The organism is Lewinella sp., assembly GCF_050633125.1.
Classification (GTDB): Bacteria; Bacteroidota; Bacteroidia; order Chitinophagales; family Saprospiraceae; genus Lewinella.
In genome coordinates, this window is the sequence record NZ_JBOEFX010000091.1 from 34,062 (window position 1) to 52,798 (window position 18,737).

General features: G+C 45.0%; 9 protein-coding genes. All 9 read right to left on the reverse strand.

Annotated elements, in window-relative coordinates; genetic code table 11:
- Window positions 1-33 precede the first annotated feature (33 nt).
- The 9 genes from hflX to ACRBG0_RS19525 all read right to left on the reverse strand — a co-directional run bounded on the left by hflX (window position 34) and on the right by ACRBG0_RS19525 (window position 18,646).
- Window positions 34-1,254: a GTPase HflX gene (hflX, locus tag ACRBG0_RS19485; RefSeq protein ID WP_431488529.1), complete on the reverse strand. Its 1,221-nt coding sequence runs from the start codon at window positions 1,252-1,254 to the stop codon at window positions 34-36.
- Window positions 1,255-1,480: 226 nt separating this feature from the next.
- The gene (locus ACRBG0_RS19490; protein ID WP_431488530.1) at window positions 1,481-3,373 is read right to left on the reverse strand and encodes an amidophosphoribosyltransferase; all 1,893 of its coding nucleotides are present in this window, start codon (window positions 3,371-3,373) and stop codon (window positions 1,481-1,483) included.
- Between the two features lie 363 nt (window positions 3,374-3,736).
- Window positions 3,737-4,870 carry a hypothetical protein gene (locus ACRBG0_RS19495; RefSeq protein WP_431488531.1) on the reverse strand — a complete coding sequence of 378 codons (1,134 nt, stop codon included), beginning with the start codon at window positions 4,868-4,870 and terminating at the stop codon, window positions 3,737-3,739.
- A gap of 87 nt (window positions 4,871-4,957) precedes the next feature.
- Window positions 4,958-7,447, reverse strand: a complete 2,490-nt coding sequence (locus tag ACRBG0_RS19500) for a gliding motility-associated C-terminal domain-containing protein (protein WP_431488573.1) — start codon at window positions 7,445-7,447, stop codon at window positions 4,958-4,960.
- A gap of 963 nt (window positions 7,448-8,410) precedes the next feature.
- Complete coding sequence (locus ACRBG0_RS19505) at window positions 8,411-13,885, reverse strand: T9SS type A sorting domain-containing protein (RefSeq protein ID WP_431488532.1); 5,475 nt, start codon at window positions 13,883-13,885, stop codon at window positions 8,411-8,413.
- Between the two features lie 550 nt (window positions 13,886-14,435).
- Window positions 14,436-15,023 (reverse strand): plasmid pRiA4b ORF-3 family protein, encoded by a 588-nt coding sequence (locus ACRBG0_RS19510; RefSeq protein WP_431488533.1) that lies wholly within the window; start codon window positions 15,021-15,023, stop codon window positions 14,436-14,438.
- 12 nt (window positions 15,024-15,035) lie between these two features.
- Complete coding sequence (locus ACRBG0_RS19515; protein WP_431488534.1) at window positions 15,036-16,025, reverse strand: beta-ketoacyl-ACP synthase III; 990 nt, start codon at window positions 16,023-16,025, stop codon at window positions 15,036-15,038.
- Window positions 16,026-16,139: 114 nt separating this feature from the next.
- Window positions 16,140-17,738 carry a sodium:solute symporter gene (locus ACRBG0_RS19520; protein WP_431488535.1) on the reverse strand — a complete coding sequence of 533 codons (1,599 nt, stop codon included), beginning with the start codon at window positions 17,736-17,738 and terminating at the stop codon, window positions 16,140-16,142.
- A 332-nt stretch (window positions 17,739-18,070) separates the two neighbouring features.
- Window positions 18,071-18,646: a hypothetical protein gene (locus tag ACRBG0_RS19525; protein ID WP_431488536.1), complete on the reverse strand. Its 576-nt coding sequence runs from the start codon at window positions 18,644-18,646 to the stop codon at window positions 18,071-18,073.
- Between the last annotated feature and the right edge of the window lie 91 nt (window positions 18,647-18,737).

The window sequence follows — 18,737 nt, forward strand, 5'->3', positions numbered from 1 at the left end:
CTGAAGAACTCTAATAAAACAACAGCAGCAATTCTACCATTGTTTTGCAATGTAAGGATAACGAACATGGTATTGTGCTTTCACCATTTCCATCATTCTACTACGCAGCGTGTCAATATTCTCTTTGGTAATTGCCGATACCAAGACACTTTCCTGATCAAATTGTGCTTCCAGGCGTTGCTTCAATCCCGATTCAATTTCTTCCTTCACCTCATCATCGAGGTAGAGGTCGTAGTTTCTCTCACGATATAAATCTATCTTATTGAAGATCATCAGCGTAGGCTTCTCCAATGCTTCTAGTTCTTTAAGGGTCTCGTTGACGGTACGAATATGATCTTCGTGCTGGGGGTGCGCCAGGTCTACCACATGTAAAAGAATGTCGCTTTCGCGAACCTCGTCCAGCGTAGATTTGAAGCTCTCCACCAAATGGTGAGGAAGTTTTCTGATAAACCCTACCGTATCAGACAGCAGGAAGGGCGTACGATCAAAAGCGACTTTGCGCACCGTAGTGTCCAGTGTTGCAAAGAGTTTGTTTTCCGCAAATACTTCCGACTTCGTAAGCAAGTTCATGATGGTACTCTTGCCCACGTTCGTATACCCCACAAGTGCTACCCGGATCAATTCACCACGCGTTTTACGTTGTGTTGAATTCTGCTGATCAATTTTTTCCAACTGCTTCTTAAGCTTCGAAATCTTGTCGCGGACGATACGACGATCCGTCTCAATTTCTTTCTCACCAGGTCCACGCATACCAATACCACCACGCTGTCTCTCCAAGTGAGTCCAAAGTCCTCGTAGGCGGGGCAGCAAGTACTGCATCTGGGCGAGTTCTACTTGTGTTTTCGCCTGAGCCGTTTGTGCTCGTCGAGCGAAAATATCCAGGATAAGCGAAGACCTGTCAATGATTTTCACCTTCAGTTCTTCTTCTAGGATATTGGTTTGTTTACCAGAAAGGTCATCATCAAAAATGACTGCGGTAATATCTTCGTGCGTTTCGATGTATTCTGCGATCTCCTCCATCTTCCCCTTTCCAACAAAAGTCCGGCGGTTAGGGTGATCCATTTTTTGGATAAAACGCTTAACTGTTTTAGCACCAGCAGTGAGGGCTAAAAATTCCAATTCATCCAAATATTCGGTAATCATATCCTCTGTCTGGTCACGCGTAACCAAACCCACGAGAATAACCTGCTCTGTCTTCTGTGCAAGCCCCTTCTGTTGTGAAGAGGTTCCTACATTCCATCCCTGCTGCTCCATGTCAATATCTTCTTTTAATTAAAGTGCTCTTCCGATAAATCAGAATCGCGGTAGTGTTCGCTCACGCTCACGGTAGTGCTCGTTCCTCGCGGTGGTACCGACTACGTCGGCCGTAGCCGCGTTACACGCGAGCGTAGCGAGCATCACAGCGAGGAACGAGCACTACCGTGAATCCCGAGAAGCGGGATGAACACAGCCGTGATCCCGACCTTTGGTCGAGTGAGCACTAATACGCCCTTTCGTCCTTACCCTCCATAAAATACATAAACGATTTATTGACGACACGGTTCCCTCCAGGCGTAGGATAATCACCGGAAAAATACCAGTCACCACTATTCCCAGGGCAAGAAGCCCGCAAATCTTCAATCGTTTGGTAAATCACTTCTACTTTAGGTTTAATGTTAGGAGGAGTGATAATTTCCGCAATTTTTGCAGATACCTCCTCATAAGTAAACTCGTCGTAGAGGACTTTGACCTGATTGGTCATCTCTTCTTTCGGTAGCTTTTCTTGCGCTTCACAGCGGTCGTAGCATTCCTGCAAAAGATGTTCTTTTTTATTTTCTTTCAACAAAGCCACAAGTGCCCTGAATGCCACAAATTCATTCATCTTCGACATATCTATCCCATAACAATCAGGATAGCGGATTTGTGGGGCAGAAGAAACGATAATTATTTTCTTTGGCCGCAAACGAGAGACAATCTGAATGATACTGTCGCGCATGGTCGTACCCCGAACAATCGAATCATCCATCAGTACCAAGGTGTCTTTTTCGTTTTCCACGATACCATAAGTAACATCGTAGATGTGCGAAACCATTTCCCCTCTGGAGGTCGTATCTGCTATAAAGGTACGCACCTTAGCATCCTTGACCACAATTTTTTCGACCCGCGCCCGAAGGTTTAGCACCTTGCGCAGCTTATCTGGATTGATATTTTTGCCCAAAGCCGCTATCTTTTCCGCTTTGTGCAGGTTAAGTTCGTCTTCGAGGCCATCAACGAGTCCATAAAAAGCGATCTCTGCCGTATTTGGAATAAATGTAAACACCGTCCGTTTGAAGTTATTATTGGCGCTCTTCAAAACAGCCTTTGCTAATCTACGGCCCAATTCTTTCCGTTCCAGGTAAATATCCCGGTCATTGCCACGGCTAAAGTAAATTCGCTCGAAAGAGCAACCTAGTTTTTCTCCCGGATCAGTATAAGGAACTACCGCAGCAACACCATTCCGTTTTATAATAAGTGCATGCCCGCGCGGAATTTCCTTCACTTTACTAATGTGCACATTGAGGGCCGTCTGGATCGCTGGCCGCTCGCTGGCTGCTACTACTATTTCTTCATCTTGGTAATAATAAGCAGGTCGAATACCATTAGGGTCACGCATCATAAATGCATCACCATGACCGATAAGGCCACTCATCACATAACCACCATCAAACTTCTTACTGGCTCGGCGCAATAGCCGCTGCAAGTCGAGTTTATCAAAGATGAGGTCATTGATTTCCCGATTGGTATATCCATCTGACTTAAACCAATTGAACAGGCGCTGTACTTCGTCGTCTAGGAAGTGACCGATTTTTTCCAGTACCGTTACCGTATCACTGAGCTCCTTGGGGTATTGGCCCAGTTCTACCAGCTCCTGGAACAACTCATCTACATTGGTCAGATTGAAGTTGCCCGCCAGGATAAGGTTACGAGGAATCCAGTTATTCTGCCGCAAAAACGGATGGCAGGTTTCTATACTGTTATCGCCATGCGTACCGTAGCGCAGGTGGCCCATCAGCAATTCTCCCGTATAAGGAAGATTCGCTTTCAGCCACTCAGCATCAGCAAGCTGTTCGGGGCTTAGTTTTGTGAACCGTTCAAATACCTTTTCAAACAAGTCATCGAGGTAATTGGAAGCATTGCTTCTCTTACGGCTAATGTACTTTTCTCCAGGCTGGATGTCCAGTTTCAGCGTAGCCAGGCCAGCGCCATCTTGCCCACGGTTACGCATCTTTTGCATCAATAATTTCAGCTTATTGAGGCCGTAAAGGGCCGAACCATACTTATCCTGGTAAAAAGAAAGGGGCTTGCGGAGCCTGATCATGGCTATACCGCACTCGTGTTTGATTTGCTCACTCATGTGGAGGGATATACAGAAGTTTCCTGCAAAAATAGGAGAATAAAAGAGGATAAACGCTATGAATGTAAAAAACGTTGTGATTGAGGGCTTGAATGCGGTGTAAGAAAGTTAACCATACCTACTAATTCGTAGTTAACCCTTTCACCTACTTCTTAAAAGCAGCAGCTATTCTACGCAAATTGTGCGTCGATTAGGGGCTATTTTCTACGCAGAAGCACCGTTTCCACTTCCTGCAACCCATGATTGATCAAGTACATCAATGTACTATGCGGTTAGCTTAGTGGTCTGTCTGAGAAAAAGCAACAGCGCCCAATAATAGAAGTATTAAGGCTAAAGGTATATCTCATTTCTTTCATTAGTATTTTAGTTGAGCGCTTGCCGAATAAGTTCTTTCGTTGTTTCACTAATCTCTGGTTGTCTTAGAAACTGATTCAAATTGACCCTTATCAGCTCTAAGTCTCTTGTGTGTAACTCTACTTTGTTAGTTAATTCTAACAATTGATCAACAACTCCATCTGAAGGAAAATATATCATGATGGTAAGCCCAGTGAGTCTTCTATTGTCATCTACAGACGTAACATATCTTTCCCAGATGAAGCTTTTTAATTCATTGGTCTCTTCATCTGTGAGATAATAAGCTATGTTTAAGAAATGATTATAGATCATTGAACTTGTAAGTTCATCTCCCGCCTGTATAAATACCTCGATAAGTAATTTTTTTTGTTGCAAGCTTCCAACCCTACCTATTAATCTGAATGTCTCTCGAAGAAAATAGTAACGTTCATCTCTAGAAGGAACGAAGTACTCCCCATCTTTTAAACCATCTTTTTGATTTTCAATTAGTAAATACCCCATGCTCTCAATAAAAGGATCGATAAACTGAAACCCTCCAAATGGTTGACCATCCAAACGATTTTCTTTTAGATATCTGAAATAGGGTGAGTGAATTTTTCTATCTCTAATTGCTGCAGCCCATTCTCCTCGACGCATGAAATATTGATGATGGTTTCCAAGGTATTCTAGATAGTATGAAAGTTGCGCTCCAGGTGACAGGTTCATGTTCCGAAACGCTACGGAATGTATAGTTTCTTCAAACATTTCTAGGTATTGGTACTGTTGATTTGCTATTTCACAAGGATATAGGTTATCATGAAATAGCTGCTCCCAATTATTGCGGAACACATTTTCGTATTCATCATATATGTCAATCAACTCATTAAACTCCTGGGAACTTAATGGATTACTTATTAATTGAATAAATAGCTGTTGAACCTTTTTGGGGTTAGGTATCTTATAGGTAAAGGTTTGATTTTGAGAAATTCTCATTTCTTCGCATCCCAGCAAAGCATGAATTTCGCTCTCTTTCCCAGCCTCACTAAACAATTCACTTCTTATTCCATTTAGAAGTCCTTTGGGAGACTCCATGTTTTGACCAATAAGATTAACAACAATCACATTAGCTAGAATAATAGAGGTATAAAAAAAGATGCTCTTCATTGTAATTATGATATAATCTGAATCTGATAAGAGTGTACTAACTCATTTTCAGAGATTTCCCAACAAGAATTTGTGATGCAACACCTCCTACCGCAGCAACAGCACCTCCCCCGTCTCCTTCCTCAAATTCCCCGCCAGATCAACCCACTCGATAAAATAGACGTAGATGCCAGGGGCGGCAGATGCCCCATTGATGCGGCCATCCCAGGTACTTTGTTGATCGTTGGCGGTGAAGATCTGCGCTCCCCATCTGTCAAAGATGGAAAATACGCTGATTGACCGAACTACATCATTGAATATCGGACCAAACTGGTCATTGTTCCCATCATTATTTGGGGAAAATACGTTGGGGATATAAATGCCGGGAATGGCCACCTCTACCAGCATACTGCCCTCCCAGCTACAACCTTGGTCATCCGCTAAGGATAAAAAATAGCGCATCGTTTCTGTAGGACTGGCCAAGGGCATCAGACAATCCGTACAATCCAGTCCCAAAGGTGGCGACCATTCAATAAAACCGGGTACGAAAGAGGCATTCACCGGCAGGAGAATACTTTCGCCCAGCTTGATCAACAAACTCGGTGGCAAATCAACCGCAATCGCATTTTCGGCCATCACCGAAAAATCCAGCGCGACCAAACAGCTGTTAGCGTCCTGCAAGGTATACGTGTAACTCGCAGGCGCAAGCCCGTTGACGTTGGTGCCCGCAAAAACTTCCTGTCCTGTTTCTACCAATAGATACGGAGGGCTACCGCCTGCAACTTCATTGATTTGTAAAACGCCCACACCGTCAGGACAAGCAGGATGCTCCACCGTAAAATCGACGCTGGGAGGATTATCAGTGACGGCAAGACTGGCTGCTCCACTACAGCCGTTGTCATCCGTCACGGTCACTGCGTAGCTACCGGGGGTATTGATGCCGATGCTAGCGCCGTTGGTGCCGTCGCTCCACGAAAAACTGGCATAGGGAAGGCTGGTAGCCAACGTTGCGGCTCCGCTATTACACAGACTACCATCCGCTACGATAGCGGGAGTTGGCAAAGCATGGACAGTAAGCGTAAGCTCCACGAGGCTATCGCAGCCCGTTGCAGCTTGCAAAGTATCGTAATAAACCCCACTTTCCGTAAACAACTGCCCGGTAAAGGGATAACTTTCTCCCGCGCAGATGCTTACCGCCGAAGGGGTCACTGGCGTATCCAGCAGATTTATTTCATAATATTCCAAAGAATCGCAGCCGTTCACCGTTTGCAAAGCGACGGTAAAATTGGTGTCTTGCGTAATCACCAGATCATAGAGATTGATGCTCTCACCAGGGCAAAGCTCAAAAGCGGAGTAGCTATAAAAGGTATCGAAAAAAGTGAGTTGTACATCAAGCAGCGAATCGCAGCCTGCGGGGGTGGTGAGAAGCTGTTGGAAGGCGGTGTCTTGGGTGAAGGACTGGTTGTTGATCGTTACCGTCTGCCCAAAACAGGCAACATCTTCCAACTGACCATTTAGTGGTGGGGTAGCATAAAGCGTATAACTGGCATCAGCCGAACAGTTATTAGCATCCGTCACCACCAAATCATACGTACCACTAGAGAGCATGTTGGCAGAAGGGTTGGTAGCCCCCGAACTCCAGGCAAAAGAATAATCGGGCGTACCACCTATTGGCATTCCGGTAAGCATACCGTTGGGGCCACAGATGGTATCCTGGAAGGCGGTGATGGTCAAAGTCAGGGTATCCGGCTGGTCAAGGAAAAGCATTTCATTGTACATACACCCTGCGTCATCCGTAAATTGATAGCTGTAAGTACCTGTGCTCAGATTAGGATAAAGCGGATCAGTATCCCCATTGTCCCAGATCAGTGCATAGCTCTCTGTACCCGTAATATTTAGATCAATGCTGCCGTCCGCACCACCAAAACAACCCGGTTCATTCAATGCTGCTACAATATTTGCCGACCCTGTAGTCGTGATTTCTACATAGATAAAAGCCGTGACCGTTCCGTAGAAAGGATGAAAGGCGACAACCTCGATAATGCGTTGACCAAGCGTAGGGTTGTTGTTGGTGTAGTTTAAACTGGCCAACACCTCTAATAGTGGCCCGGCCTTGGTAAACCCCGTACTTGCCAGCGTGATGCGTTCTGAGTTTTGGCCGTCAATGACCACTTCGGGATGAGTAGCCGTGACACTCAGCAGCTCATTGGGATTATCAATGGGATTTTGCAAGGTGATCGTAATAGAGTCAAATTCCAGATCAGGGGATAATTGGATTGGGTTATCTAATAAGGAAATGGTACCCGTGCAGATGGAATCATAACGGTTTAATTCGGTTGGGTTATTAAGGTCGAGGTCTAGTGCGTAATTGCTGCAATCTGGTAAGGTATTTTCCCCATCATGCGCAGCCGCACTCGGTTTATTGGGGATAGTACAATTCTGCGTAAGTACTAGTGATGGAATTGCAAGATGGTAGATCGTGGCATCACCATCAGGGTTATGATGAATGACGTAAGTATCCGTGCTGTCACAGGCATAAGGAATTGAAAAAACGCCTCCGTAGTTAATTGTATCGGGTAAGCTCCCTAAGGATCGCATCCAAAAATCCGTTCCTGCTACTTTTATTTGTATCAACTCATTATTGACCGACGGATAGTAGAAACTCNNCTTCTCTAAAGGTCATTTGCCCTTTGGGTCTTTGCCCAGGAGGGAGCATACCCAAAGGGGTCACTACATCATTGATATCGTCGATATGTGACAAATAATCCCCGACCAGGTAGGATTCAAAGTTGTAGTCGGTGGCTATGCCTTTGGGAGTGGCTTCTGGGCTAATAAGCGGCCCTATTCCAGGTGTAGTGAAAACTAACCATGAATTATACACTATTACATTTTCTGGAACATTATTAAATGCTGGATCATAATCAATAGATAGAGAAACAGGCATATTAATCCCATACTGGCCAGTAATGGTCATATCTAAGGGACGAAAAGATACAATTAGAGGATTAAAATCTGTAGTTGTAGTAGAAAGTTCGCAGGTATTTAGGTCGATTATTTTCCTAGAATTCTCTGCGAATAACGGCGGGGCATATAGTGTATCAATAATATAAAAGTCTTGTGACTTCAGATGATCGGCACACCCAATCAAAACACAGCAAGCAATAATTAATTTATCCATACAACAGCAATAAACAGAAGAGAGAGAATCGGTTAACAAACCCAAAGTTAAAGAAAAGCAATTGCTACATATTGACGGAAGGCTTAAAAGTTATTGAACAAAGAAAGTCGCCACAGCAAAGTCAGCCCATTACAACCCCAAAAAAACCGACCCCCAAAAAGCGGGGGCCGGCCGGCGGTGTTAAAACCCATTCCACATCGGTTTACACCTAATTTTGTACAACGAGATGTACAGATGAAAAAAATTACGTCTTTAGGGAGATTTGTCTCCAAATCTCGTACAGGGATTTCTGGTAGAAGGTATAGAGATAAATGCTCGCTAGTAGCTACATCCCTCTACCCTCTACCTAATTATCCATCTACGGGCGCGGCACGCGCTCCCTTTTATTCCAAAATCACCATCTTCTTGGTGGCTGCATACTGGTCGGTTTCCAGCTTATAGTAGAGCAGGCCGCGGGCGGCAATGTCTTGAGCATCCACCAATATTTGGTTGTAGCCAGCGGTGTAGTATTGCTGGTAGGCACGTACTACTTTGCCGTTGGTGTCGTATATCGTCAGGGTTACTTGCCCACCTTCGGGGATTTGGAAGCCAATGATCGTCTGGTCACCAAAGGGGTTGGGGCGGTTTTGCTCCAGGAAGAACCCGTCTGCTGATTTCGCTACTGGCGCAAAGTTCAGGCCTATTTCGCGCAAGCTATCGTCGAGGCCATAAGCTTCGGCAGATAGCATCCGCGAGGTAATACCGATGCTTTCGCTGAGTCGGCCATCCATTTGTGCTTTGAAGCGTAGGATAAAGAAGGTCATTTCTTCCTGGCTCAGGTACTGCTCCGTCTGGCTGGCATCCCAGCTGATCGTCAGAATACCTCGGTCGGCTTGTTCCTGATTTACATGAGCAGGCTGAATCTGGCTCCATTCAATGTTCTCCAATGCGATCTTTCCAGGATCAAATTGGAGGGTAAACTGAAAACCTTGTACTTCATCCAGTAAGTCGGCAGCTGTGAAGACCGCTTCTATCGTTTCTCCAGCTTCAAATTCGTGTTCCTCCGTACGCAGGTAGTAGGTGTTGCCTACTGCTCGCTCATCGCCACCATCATGGAGGTTGGCCTGTACGTTGCCGTTGATGTCGCCTACTTTCACCGCGATAAAGTCGGCACCGTAGACATTGTTATTCAGCATCGGAACATCTACCGTTTCCGGAAACACTTCTTGCCACGGGTTGGTTGGGTTCGGGAAATTGTATCCCGCATCCACAAAGCGCCAACTTTCGTTGTTCGGAAATCCTTGGGTGATGCCCAGAATAGCTTTGCGCAAATGCACCAAATCAAGGGTACTAATCGTGTTGGAATGATTGATATCCGCTGCTATCATTTTGTAAGGAGAATCCAATGGATCTACCCCCAGGATATGCTTGGAGATGTAAATGATATCAATCGTAGACACCCCATTCATATAATCTTCTGCACTGTAAGGCTGAATGTCATAACCTTCCTGCATCGCCAATTCAAAATCGTAAAGGCCATCATTTTCCGTCATCATCATGTCGTAGGCCATATCTTCTCTTGGGCTCACTTCGACCCCAGAAACAGGCACCCCTTCTTCGGTAATAATCAGCCCCGAAATGGTGCCCATTGCCGTCGATGTGGTACAAATATTATTGTTGTCTTGTACTTGCAGCAAGGCATCACAGGTCGTATAGTTAGGGCCGCCTACCGTACCGTCTGGCTGTACGGCCGTTGGGTTGAAAGCACTGTCCCATTGGTAAATCCTTACAGGAATAAACCCTATCTCGTCACAAGTCACCACCAGTGCCGGATGATTTGGAAACGGTACATCGCTACCATTATCCAACTGATCTACACGGTGGATCGTAAAGCGTAGCGGGCCAGAACAATCTTCCCCAACACTGTTCAGGAACATTTCTGCCGTTACTGCGGCGGCGGCCAAATCATCATCGCCATCACCATCAGCATCCACACCGGGTAGCTGAGGCATCAGCGGTACAGCCATGCTGGAATTGCAGATAAATCCAGGAGTAGTACAATCCGCCACCGAGAAATCGACAGTTCTGCTTCCTGAGTTTCCACACTGGTCATTCGCCGTTATCCGCAATCGGTGATTACCCACAGGAAACGTACCACTCACCTGATAATTCGGGAAAGTTCCTGTCAGCGCAGCGCTAGTTGTAAATTGTCCGAGATTAAACAAGTCGATTGCTATCGTCAACGTCGGAGGCGAGGCTGCACATCCATCGGCGAGGCTAAAGTCTATGCTTACACTCCCTTCACAGGTGTTATTTGCTGTACAGAAAGGTGCTGGATTGGTAGCCGTCACCACTGGTGCTGTCGTATCAATCACTTTAATTACCTGAGTATAGGTCCACGAACCAATACTCTGGATGGTTCTCCAATAGCCCGTAGGGTTACTAAGGCCATCACAGGTAATAGGACGAGTGCCTGCTGCAGGAAAGCTATTGTTTTGATTGTTATCTGCATCCAGATAAGTCGTGCCACTAGGGCTACGAATTACCCATACATCTTCCATTCCTCCTTCTGCCTGACAACCCGCATTTCGAGGAACTTCAACAGGCGCTGAAAATCCATCGTATTCACACCAGTTGATCACCGAATAGGTTCTCAATATTTTATAGCAAGCTCCATTCACAACATCATAGCGTATATCGGTGCTATTCACTGCAAAGTCATCACAGCCAAAATTATTTATAATCAAAGTATCTGCACCTGGTTCAACACAATCCCCAATAACATCGCGCGGGAATTTGATCTCATAATTGGTATTCGTTGTAATATTGATAATTTGCTGACAACTGCTGGTATTCCCTGCAATATCACTCACCTGAAATCGTCGAATAATGGAGCCTAGTCCACAGTTTTGCATATCCACTTGCGGGGTAAGCTCCGTTGCAAGTGCCCCCTGGCAGGCATCAATGGCTTGTACTGACCCAAAGAGTGCTTCCAGCACACTAGTGCTGTTTAGGTTTGCGCCTTCCGGCAACTCCGAACAATTAATCGTCACCGGTTGCGGAGCCAGACATACTGGTGCAGTATTATCACTTACAACTACTTGTCCAGAACAGGTATTGAAGTTTCCTACAATATCGGTCACCAACAGATTTACCGTAACGGTATCTCCTACTTCACAGCAGTAAAGGTTTACAAATGGCCCCCAATCCGTAACGGTCGGAGCAATATCATCACAGTTTGCTGGATTGAAATCAATCTCCCGTCTCACCTGCAAGCTTACAGGCCCACAGTTATCAGAGCTTCCTTCATCAATATCCTGTGCGGTTATCACACCAACGCCGTCTCCTCCCAAGGAAATATGAATCAAATCATCACACGCGGCTGTCGGTATCGCAAAGTCTTCTATCCGGAACGGGCACTCTGTCTGAGCACTATTTCCACAATCATCGGTGGCAATAAATCGGAAAAAGTGGGTCCCTACCGGTACGTTTGCAACAATTCGGCTACCATTAGGAGGGATCGTAGCAAAAACGCTTACTTCTGTTTCGAAACCAATAACCTGTCCAAATGGATTCAGAATAGGTACTTGTAACTGGGTCACCACCTCGGTTCTTACCGTCCAACCACTACAATTATCAGTGACGTTAGGTAACGGTACTTCCAGGGTTCCTGTACAGCTAGCTCCCTGCGTGCCGTAAATCAACGTATCAGGCAAGCCATCCATATCCGTATCCGGTGCCGGACAGCTAATCATTGGTCCGGTTCGGTCACCAATAATGATCGTCTGATCAAACTGAACAAGCGCAGTACTACCACAATCGTCAAAGATGGTCCAGCGACGGACAAATTGCTCCGTTCCAGTACATACCAATACGCGAGGTATATCCACAAAGCTCGATAGCATATTGCAGTAAACTGGCGCAATATCAAACACACCTCCAGCCGTAATCACAAAAGGATAACCGGTCAGGGAAGGGTGCGGGTTTCCGCCAGGCGTCGTAGGATAAGTTTCGTCACAAGAGATATTGAACGTCTTGGGCGGCAAGTTGACATCTTCCATCGTAATTGCCGAAAAATTGATCTGCTGCGTGCACTGATTGCTATTCCCTGCCTGGTCCGTTACCGTAAAGGTACGGGTGATCGTAGAAACGCCACAAGTACCACCATTGACAAACTGATCGGTAAAAGTCACCGGTGGATTGAGCATACAAGCATCACTAACTACCGGAGCGCCCAGTAAATCTACACTCGCTGGATTGTTGATCAAGCCTGGCACACTACTACAATACAAGGGCAATTGAATCGTGGCAGGAATGCTAGAAAAACCATTCACTCGACCTGTCCCTTCACTATAAATAGCGTACTGGTAGTTGGCCAACTGGTTGCCATCATAGGCCATCGTCAATAGCGTGTAGGGCATGCCCGGTGTCAGCATCACATGCAGACGGGTTACCGCATCAACCGTAGTATAGTATCCTTCTCCATCTGGCAAGGGTTCTCCTACACCTACAATTCCCTGGCACGGACCCTGAAATGGGTTAAAACTCCCTTGGTAAATACCAAATACGCCACCATTCGGAAGGTCCATATTCAACTCTATCGTATAAGTATCGGTTTCATCCACCGTTATTTCCCTTAAGGTATAATAGTGCTGTCCGCTCATCGGCGCCACAGCAGGGTTATAGCAGGCAAAGTTATTAGGAATGAATAAAGGCGATGTGTTAGGCACAGTACCATCTATCAGCTGTACATCATTTGCTATCTGAGGCATACTATTTCCAGGAGGGCAAGTAATCGATGGAGCATCTACATCAAAAATATCTATTTGCCCATCACCAATAAATTGGCCTGCCTCTGACGTAACCCTCACATTCAGTCGCTCACCGGCATGTGTGCCATTTACGGTATTGCCAATAGCAATGCCGTTTTGGTCAAAGACCGTAATGATAAAGTCGTCAAGACATGGATAGTTACCCGATAGCATCATTTCCGGTGTGATAATGGCTTCACAATCTTGCCCAAGGGTTACATTCACTACCGCTACGACAGCAGTATTAGGTTGACTCGGAACAACAACCTCCTTACTAATCGTAGATACACACCCCGGATCATTCGGATTATTGGGTGTTCCCGTCAAGGCATCAAAAGTATAAGTAACGGTATAGGTCCCCGCCCCAAGCACTTGTGCATTAAAGACAGTGGCCGGTTGCCCTTCAATTGCAAAAGCACCAACACCGGCAACTCCGTTGTTTTGTGCTAAAAGCATCACTGGGTTACTGGTCAGGCAAATCGTATCGGGCAAGCCCTGGAAAGCAACATTCGGATAATAGCAAGTATTGCTAATATTAAGTGTCGTTGATCCATTATTAAAGAAAAGGGTAAAACCCGATGCATCAACATGCCTGATAATAAGTTGGTAAACACCATTGGCTACTTCAGGCAATACCTGCCCTATACCAACAGGGGTAGGTGCCGCCGGAGGAGCAGCACTTCCTTCTGTAAAAGCACCAACATTATTCGTCACCATCCAGGTTTCTCCCGGAGGGCTTACGATAGTTATGGTATCGGCAAATTGCCCGTCCGCCAAAGTGGTAGCATTGTTCAGGCAATGGCATTGCGCTCCTGTAGCCGCATCTGTCCCTAGAAAAACGGTAGGGGTTTGCGACCATCCACTGATGGATAAAAGCAACAACAGGCAAGGCAAAAACAGCATTCGCTGTATACCTGGCCAAACAATATCAGCTTTAGGTTCTTCTTTTACGTGAACTACCCGTAGCACACGCTTTTTTTCTTCTTGCTTCATCTTTTGTAGCCTTTTCGGCGAGGGGCCTCGCTGCAAGTGAGCCTGGGACCGCCACTCTTCTTGTTTGCGTTTCATGCTTGGTTGTTTTTGGGTAAGCCGGCAGCTCACCTAATCGTGTTCAATAGAAATGACTCATGCTTGGGCATAGCTATATCAGGGCTACATAGCGCACACTACACTCGTAACCAGATTTTAAACTATTAAAGAAAATTATATACTTCCTTTGCCAGAGGTAAAGCAAAAGGTGTGCCAAAAACTAAAAAACACTAAAAAACGCAACTATAAAAGGTGATTATTCAGGTATAACAAAGAGTAGGTCAACGCATTTTCGGGGCTATAGCGGCACTTCGTGCGCTACCGCTTGTTCCGTTCTTAGGGCTTGCTGCGCTGCGCCCTACCACTTCACCAGCTTATCCTTGGTTGCTCCGCACCCCGCGCTCCGGCCGCTGGCCTGCGCGCACAAATACGATACCCAAATGAAACGCAACAGCGCTCTAAGAAAATTAGCCACAGCTCAAGCACCTCGGTAGAGGTCAAATATTGGCAGTTCTAACAGAAGTAAGTTCCGGCCTAGGATGAGAGGTCGCATTTTAAGAGAAGGCCTTTCTCTAGACTTGGGAGGAAGCTAAAACATCATTCCGTAGAAACCTTTGGCATTGTCAAATGCATCCCAGGTTTCTTCCCTGTGCAATTCCAGATCAACCTCATTAACATCCCAATACTCTAATCCTGTCCATTCGACAAGGTCTTCGTGTTCAGGGTGTTTGGGATCATTGATGGCCTCGACCATGTTGTAGTATCCCCAAATACCGCCGCAATCTTCTGGCGGACAGCTTCCTTTTCCTTTTAGAAGATAGGGGTAGCGCAATTTATCATCAACTGGAAGGATTTTTTGTAATTCTATGGTATGAATCCAACCATCTCCGAAATCATATTCGTAGAGAACGTGGTCTTTCTCTTTCTTTAGCAGTGTATTGATTTTTTTTGTCCGTCCATCTGTAACGTCCATCATCCCAGAGTTATCCGGTATCCCAATAAAAAAATTACGCCTACTATCCGTAAATGCGTGAAGATGTGAGTTGGTCCATCCCATCGCACCTTGAATAATTGCGTGTAGCTCCTGAAAATTGATGGTTGAAGCAACGAGTATCTGCCGCCAGATAGGAGGCTTACTCGACCCCTGAAGGGTAATTTTAAGTTGGTAAATCTTCATAGCTATATTTCGCTATACCGCCCACTTCAAATAAACGGCTCCCCAAGTGAATCCACCACCAAATGCGGTAAGGATAACATTATCTCCTTTCTCAAGCTGGTCTTCATAATCCCACAAGCAAAGCGGGAGCGTAGCGGCAGTAGTATTGCCATATTTTTGAATATTCACCATCACACGTTCCATCGGAAAGTCAGCCATGCGAGAAACAGTCTCGATGATGCGAATATTTGCTTGGTGAGGCACCAGCCATTTGATATCATCAATTTCCAAGTCATTGGCTTTCATAACTTCTCCAACCACACTACTCATCCCGGAAACTGCTGCTTTGAATACTGGTCGGCCATTTTGGAACGCAAAGTGTTCACGAGCCAAAACCGTTTCAACAGAGGCAGGCTTCATAGAACCACCTGCTTTCAGGTGCAAAAACTCTGACCCTGAACCGTCACTTTTGTGAGTATAGTCAATGATGCCGTTACCGCTGGTGTCAGGCTCTAGCATAACTGCTCCAGCACCGTCGCCAAAGATGATACAGGTAGACCTGTCGGTGTAATCAACAATAGAGGACATTTTATCAGCACCAATGACAATCACTTTCTTGTGCTTTCCGCTGGCAATAAACTGCGCACCTACGGTCAGTGCATACAAGAAACCTGAACATGCTGCATTTACATCAAAGCAAAAAGCATTATTGATATCCAATGCATTTGCAATCAGGTTGGCAGTATCCGGAAACTGCATATCAGGTGTAACCGTAGCACAAATAACAAGCTCTACTTCCGAAGGGTCTGTATTGGTTTTTGCCAACAATCCTTTAACCGCTTCAATCCCCATGACAGAAGTACCTTGGTTTTCACCTTTGAGGATGTGCCTTTCTTTGATTCCCGTTCGGGAGGTTATCCATTCATCATTGGTATCCACCATTGTTTCCAACTCTGCGTTGGTAAGAACATACTCAGGCACATAGCCCTGAACACCAGTAATGGCTGCACGAATTTTCGACATGGTCAATAGTTATTCTGATACATTGCGTAAAATCGCCGCAAGGTAAGAATATCTTGCTAAATTTCACGGAGGTGAAAACTTAACGATTATAGTAAGTTACGGTTCCTAAGTTCCTTATTCTTGATATGGCTCATGCTTATCCAGCTGATCTTCGTAGTCATGATACGAGATAGCAAGCAGCCCGAGGAAGGTCAGAAAGCCATTAAGGGCGATAATAAGAAAACCGAATTCAAAACCATAAAGCAAGTCAGCAGAATAGCTATCGATCACAAAAGACAAACAAGGTGCAAGTAAGCAAACCAGAATGACCAGGTTTACTTTCTGCAAGAAAGGGGGAAGTTTTCCGCCCCAGCTAAAAGATTTAAGATCTAAGACTTCCCGGATTTTGAGGTTTGTCGTCATCCCAAATGTAAACAAGCCAAGAAGAGGCCCGTAGGTATAACCCGCTGCCGTAAACAACTGCTTGATTACAGCATCATTATTCAGGGCATTAAAAATCAATATCACAATTAACAGTACCACAGAAAAGCCGATGTGAACTAAAAATCGTTTTCTTTTCTGAGCATTCTGAATATCCTCTTCTTCCGTTTTCTTTCCAAATCCAAGAAAATCAACACAGAATGATGTCGTCAAGGCCGTTAAGGCTGAATCGGCGCTAGAGTATGCCGCAGCAATCAGACCTATGATAAACAATATTCCAATATAAGGCGACAAGTGCTGCAGCGCTATCATCGGATACAACTTATCCGTACTTGCCGGAATATCAATCCCCACCTGCATAGCGTAGATGTAAAGTAATGCGCCTAAAGAAAGGAAAAGAATATTTGCAAAAAATAGAACGATGCTGAAAGTAAACATGTTCTTTTGCGCATCTCCTAGGCTTTTACAACTAAGGTTCTTTTGCATCATGTCCTGATCAAGGCCAGTCATGACAATCGTGATTAATGCACCCGCTAAAAATTGCTTCCAAAAATTATAAGGATCACTCCAGCCTCCTTCAAAGAAAAAGACTTGGCTGTAGTTACTATTTGAAACCATTTCTGCTAAACCACTGATATCAGTTTCCAATGCCTGCCCAATACCCAAAATAGTTAGGATTACAGCCATCAACATAGATAAAGTCTGTAGCGTATCCGTATAAACGATGGTCTTTATGCCTCCTCTGAAGGTATAAACCCAAATCAGGAGAATCGTCGTAAGCACCGTAACAGGAAAAGGAATACCAAAGGCATTCATTACAAATTCCTGTAAAACTATAGCCACCAAATAAAGACGAAAAGAGGCTCCAATAATGCGCGAAATAAGGAAGTAAAACGCACCTATCTTATAAGAATAACGGCCAAAGCGTTGTTCTAAAAATTCGTAAATAGATGTAAGACCTAAACGATAGTATAAAGGAAGCAAAACGGTAGCAATAACGGCATAACCCAACAGATAGCCCATTACCATTTGCATATAAGCAAAGCCCTGTGTCTTGCCTGTCGTAGTATTTATCTCTCCAACCCAACCAGGAACAGATATAAAAGTAACGCCAGACAAACTGGCACCAATCATTCCAAAAGCTACCAGAAACCAAGGTGATTTCCGGCCCGCCAAGAAAAACGACTCATTGCTATTACCATCCTTACTGGTGAAATAAGAAATAACCATTAGCACCAGAAAATAACCGGTGATAATGCTGATGATAACTGTCGGTGTCAAAGTTTGTAACATAGGATGAAAACTGGATACAGATAAAACTGCGTAGGCAAAGATATAAAAATCCGGTATCTGGTGAGTATCCAGCAAAAAAAACCGGCACGACGCTCAGTGAGGTCATGCCGGTATAGTGTATTGGGTTATTAAGGTATAGTAACTTCTTCTGCTTTAAACAGAAGGATTTTAAGGGGTTCTAGGAGGCAAATTAAACTTGGTTTTGTGGGGTGTTAATAGGGCGGCATAATTATAATGGGATCTCTTGGGAACAGCAGAAAACAAAATGCGATTTTGTTTTCTGCTCAATATTTGGAGTGCTAATCTGTGGTGAATAACTTTTTTAAAAGTACCTAGTCTCCCCAGCTTAGGCCAAAACGCATTTCTACCTGGGCAAAAGGGGCAGACAAGTCGCCACTGGTGAGGTCGAATTTATCGCTGCTACCAACAAAACGGTAACCTCCTTCAAAACCTAAACGAAACCACTGGAAGACATTAAATTCAAATCCAGCAGAAGGCTGGAATACAAACATCCGGTCGCTCTGGCTACTCTCGTTGGTCCATACTTTTCCACTACCCGTGATAAAAGTAAAGCGAGGGTGAATCATTTTCACCGAATTGGGTGCAATGCCAATAACAGGACCGTGGTATTTGAAATTCAAATTGGGGCCTCCATTATCAACAGTGAATTTATCGCGGGTTTCGTAGCCCCCCCATCCGATAAATAGATCACGGCCAAGTTCTATACCGCCGTAACCACCACGAATCAAGGTCCAATCGTCACCATTGAAGCTAGCGAAATTATAAGCTGCTGAGCCCCAGGCTCCAGATAAATTCAGATTGGTTTTATTAAAAAGGGTTTCTTCAGACTGGGCAGTCAAACCAGTAAAAGCTAAAAGGCAGATGACTACAATTTGCAAGGATTTCATGTCGGGCTGTTTTTGTGGGTGATTAATTCCTTATGTTCCAACGACACGAATATACAAGCAGGTCACACATCACGCTAGTGCCTTAACCCTG